Below are 4,522 nucleotides of genomic sequence, written 5' to 3' on the forward strand. Positions count from 1 at the left end.
ATTACTCCTGAATACTTTGTGTTATTTGTTTAATTTTTCGATGACATCATCGGCAACATTTTTCGGTGCTGCGGTGTACTTTGAGAATTCCATTGAGTAGCTTGCACGACCTTGAGTTGCAGAACGCAGGTCGTTTGCATAACCAAACATTTCAGCTAAGGGAACATCTGCTTTTAACTGTTTGCCATTAGGAAGGTCTTCCATCGCACCCACTAGACCACGACGCCTGTTTAAATCGCCCATTACATCACCCATATACTCTTCAGGAGTAACAATTTCAACCGCCATCATTGGCTCAAGTAGTTGAGGATTAGCCATTCTAACGCCTTCGCTCAAACACTTAGATGCAGCAATCTTAAACGCCATTTCATTTGAGTCAACATCATGGTAAGAACCATCATAAACAGTCACTTTCATATCAACCAATGGGAAGCCTGCTAGGACACCGTTTTCCATTTGCTCCTGAATACCTTTGTTAACCGCAGGTACATATTCCTTAGGAATAACGCCACCTTTAATTTCGTCAACAAATTCATAACCTGCACCTGGCTCTTGCGGCTCAATGCGTAGATAAACATGTCCGTATTGACCACGACCACCCGATTGTTTAGCAAATTTATGCTGATGTTCAACCATTGTGGTAATCGCCTCTCGGTAGGCAACTTGTGGTGCGCCAACATTACATTCAACATCAAATTCACGACGCATACGGTCAACAATAATATCCAAATGAAGCTCACCCATACCTGCAATAATGGTTTGTCCTGACTCTTCGTCACTTGAAACACGAAATGATGGATCTTCAGCAGCGAGTTTACCTAATGCAATACCCATTTTTTCCTGATCAACTTTGGTTTTAGGCTCAACAGCTAAGGCGATAACTGGCTCAGGGAATTCCATTCTTTCTAGCACGATTTTCTCTTTCATGTCACACAGTGTGTCACCCGTGGTTACATCTTTAAGCCCAATCGCTGCCGCAATATCGCCAGCACGCACTTCTTTAATTTCGTCACGCTCGTTTGAGTGCATTTGCACCATACGACCAATACGCTCTTTCTTGCCCTTGGACGAATTATAGACAAAATCACCTGCCTTTAACACGCCAGAATAGACACGGAAGAATGTCAGTGTGCCCACAAATGGGTCAGTTGCAATCTTAAATGCTAGCGCTGAAAATGGCTCATCATCGTCAGCCTTTCTAGGTGCTTTGGTTTCATCTTTGTCATCCAAAACACCTTCAATTGCGTCCACATCTAACGGCGATGGCATGTACATAATGATTGCATCTAATGCTGCTTGTACACCTTTGTTTTTAAAAGCGGAACCACAAAACATTGGAATAATATGATTACCAATACATTGAGAGCGAATACCTTCTTTAATTTCATCAGCTGACAATTCACCTTCTTCCAAGTATTTTTCCATTAACTCATCATTGGCTTCGGCTGCAGACTCAATCATAAATTCACGCTTCTCATCTGCTAAATCTTGCAACTCTGCTGGAATATCCTTAGTTTCATAAGTGGCGCCTTGGTCTGCTTCATCCCAATAAATGGCTTTCATGGTGATTAAATCAACCACACCTTTAAAGTCTTCTTCAGCACCGATGGCAATTTGCATTGGCACTGGATTTGCACCTAGACGAATTTTAATTTGCTCACAAACACGCAAAAAATCAGCACCTGCTCTGTCCATTTTATTAACAAAACCAATTCTCGGTACATTGTATTTATTGGCTTGGCGCCAAACAGTCTCAGACTGAGGCTCTACACCGCCAACTGCACAAAATAAAGCCAATGCACCATCTAATACTTTAAGAGAACGCTCAACTTCAATGGTAAAGTCAACGTGTCCTGGGGTGTCAATAATATTGATACGGTGCTCTTCAAACTGCTCGTCCATACCTTTCCACATACAAGTAGTTGCTGCAGAAGTAATGGTAATACCACGCTCTTGCTCTTGCTCCATCCAGTCCATGGTTGCACCACCATCATGTACTTCACCAATTTTGTGAGTACGACCTGTGTACAAAAGCACGCGTTCAGTAGTGGTTGTCTTGCCAGCATCAATGTGTGCCATAACACCGACATTACGATAGCGACTTAGGGGGTGATTTCTTGCCATTTTCTTAAATCCTTAAATTTACCAGCGGAAGTGGGCAAACGCTTTGTTTGCTTCTGCCATTCTATGTGTATCTTCTTTTTTCTTAAACGCAGTACCGCGGTTTTGAACTGCGTCCAATACCTCACCTGCTAATCTTAATTTCATACCTTTTTCACCACGCTTGCGTGATGCTTCAATAATCCAACGCATTGCCAAGGCAATTTTACGCTCAGACCTTACTTCAACAGGCACTTGATAGGTTGAACCACCAACACGACGAGATTTAATCTCAACTGCTGGTCCAATATTATCTAAAGCTTGCTTGAAAGTCTCAATTGGCTCGGCATTGCCCTTAGACTCGATTGTGTCTAATGCATCATAAACGATCTTCTCAGCTACAGATTTTTTGCCATCTAACATTAAGATGTTGACAAATTTAGCCAATACTAAATCACCAAACTTCGGGTCTGGTAGGATTTCTCTTTTAGGTGCGGATCTTCTTCTCATAGTTCTATTTCTCTTGTTTTAAATAAGTTTATTTCTTTGGTTTTTTAGTGCCATATTTTGAACGACCTTGCATTCTGCCATCAACACCAACAGTATCTAATGCACCACGAACGGTATGGTAACGAACACCAGGTAAATCTTTAACACGACCACCACGAATCAAAATCACTGAGTGCTCTTGTAGGTTGTGACCTTCACCACCAATATAAGTCGTTACTTCGGCAGCGTTAGTTAATCTAACACGGGCAACTTTTCTTAGCGCCGAGTTAGGCTTCTTAGGTGTTGTGGTATAGACACGAGTACATACGCCTCGCTTTTGTGGGCAGCTGTCTAATGCCGGCACACCACTTTTTGTTATCTTCTTTTTGCGTGGATTACGCACTAATTGATTAACTGTTGACATAAATATTGTTCTCCAAAAATCTCTAAATAATTTTCATTAATATTAATCACTCTCGGTTTTTTGGAGCAATAAAGAGCGGGATTATACTGTGTTGGATTATTCTAGTCAATAAGTTTTATGTTTTTTTTACCAACTTATCCAATAAAAAACCACTGGCACGATTTAGCATCTCAAATACATCATCAAAACGCCCTTCAAAATATGGATCAGGCACACCTTTACCCTTATTTTGTGGAATGTTGTCAAGCATTAGAGCGAGTTTGTGTTGATGTTCTGATGGGCAAATATCTTGTAAATCCACTAAATTGCTAGCATCCATAGCAAAAATATAATCATAATGATAAAAATCCGACTCATGCACTTGTCTAGCACGCTGACTAGATAAGTCCACATTGTATTTATACGCTGCAACTTGGGAACGAGAATCAGGTTGCTCGCCAATATGATAGGCGTGTGTTCCTGCTGAATCAATCTCAAACAAATCTTGCACGCCGTACTTTTGCATTTGCGAGTGAAAAGCACCTTCGGCAGTTGGTGAGCGACAAATATTACCCATACAAACAAATAAAATTTTAGTTTTTTCCTTACTCATTACAATATAACTTAGATAAAATTCACCATTATATCAATTAAATATGCCCACTTACTCTATGCCAAACGATTTATTAAATTCTGCCAAATCAGTTATTCTTACCGAAGCGCAAGCCCTTACTCAGTTAGCCGAGAAACTTGACCAAAGTTTTGTAGATGCTTGCACACTTATTCAAAAGTGCACAGGCAAGGTTATTCTAATTGGTATGGGCAAATCAGGACATATTGGCAATAAGATTGCTGCCACTTTTGCCTCTACTGGTACACCCGCTTTTGCAGTACATCCTGCTGAAGCAGGGCACGGTGATTTGGGCATGATTGAGCAAAATGATATTGCTATTTGCATTTCTTATTCGGGCGAATCTGATGAAATTATGACGCTTGTCCCAATCATTAAACGCCTCGGTATTACTATTATCAGCATGACAGGCAACAAAGATTCTTCTATTGCAAAGATCAGTAATGTACATTTAGATGTTGGCGTGGAAAAAGAAGCTTGCCCACACAATTTAGCACCAACTTCATCCACCACAGTGGCGTTAGCCATGGGCGATGCTTTGGCAGTCAGTTTACTAAATAACAAAGGCTTTAGCCCAGATGATTTCGCCCGCTCTCACCCTAGTGGCGCACTTGGAAGACGCTTATTAACTTTTGTTAACAGCATTATGAAAACTGGCAATGATATACCCATCGTAAATAGCGATACCAAACTACTCAATGCCTTAATAGTAATGAGCCAAAAAGCCCTAGGTATGGTACTCATTACCGATGACAATGCCTTAAAAGGCATCTTCACTGATGGTGATTTACGCCGTGTCCTAGAAACTCACTCCAACATCCAAACTCTAACCATCGGCAAAGTAATGACCCAAAACTGCAAATCCATCTCAGCCAATAAACCTGCAATGGCAGCGGTAG

The 4,522-nt window shown here is 41.0% G+C and carries 5 protein-coding genes; 1 reads left to right on the forward strand and 4 read right to left on the reverse strand.

Translation table 11 applies throughout. The features are described 5' to 3' along the window. Window positions 1-21 precede the first annotated feature (21 nt). From fusA to BAZSYMA_RS03425, 4 genes are all read right to left on the reverse strand, one after another. On the reverse strand, window positions 22-2,124 hold the full coding sequence (fusA, locus tag BAZSYMA_RS03410) for an elongation factor G (protein WP_090715654.1): 2,103 nt from the start codon (window positions 2,122-2,124) through the stop codon (window positions 22-24). 18 nt (window positions 2,125-2,142) lie between these two features. Continuing rightward, window positions 2,143-2,610: a 30S ribosomal protein S7 gene (gene rpsG, locus BAZSYMA_RS03415; protein WP_010646273.1), complete on the reverse strand. Its 468-nt coding sequence runs from the start codon at window positions 2,608-2,610 to the stop codon at window positions 2,143-2,145. 28 nt (window positions 2,611-2,638) lie between these two features. Then, window positions 2,639-3,013, reverse strand: a complete 375-nt coding sequence (rpsL, locus tag BAZSYMA_RS03420) for a 30S ribosomal protein S12 (protein WP_090715656.1) — start codon at window positions 3,011-3,013, stop codon at window positions 2,639-2,641. Window positions 3,014-3,128: 115 nt separating this feature from the next. Further along, window positions 3,129-3,605, reverse strand: a complete 477-nt coding sequence (locus tag BAZSYMA_RS03425) for a low molecular weight protein-tyrosine-phosphatase (RefSeq protein ID WP_090715659.1) — start codon at window positions 3,603-3,605, stop codon at window positions 3,129-3,131. 58 nt (window positions 3,606-3,663) lie between these two features. On the opposite strand from BAZSYMA_RS03425, the gene BAZSYMA_RS03430 reads away from it, so the two are divergent. Next, window positions 3,664-4,522: KpsF/GutQ family sugar-phosphate isomerase (locus tag BAZSYMA_RS03430; RefSeq protein ID WP_241502536.1), on the forward strand; the 859-nt coding region annotated here is incomplete at its 3' end.

It is taken from the genome of Bathymodiolus azoricus thioautotrophic gill symbiont (assembly GCF_001298715.1).
Lineage (GTDB): Bacteria > Pseudomonadota > Gammaproteobacteria > PS1 > Pseudothioglobaceae > Thiodubiliella.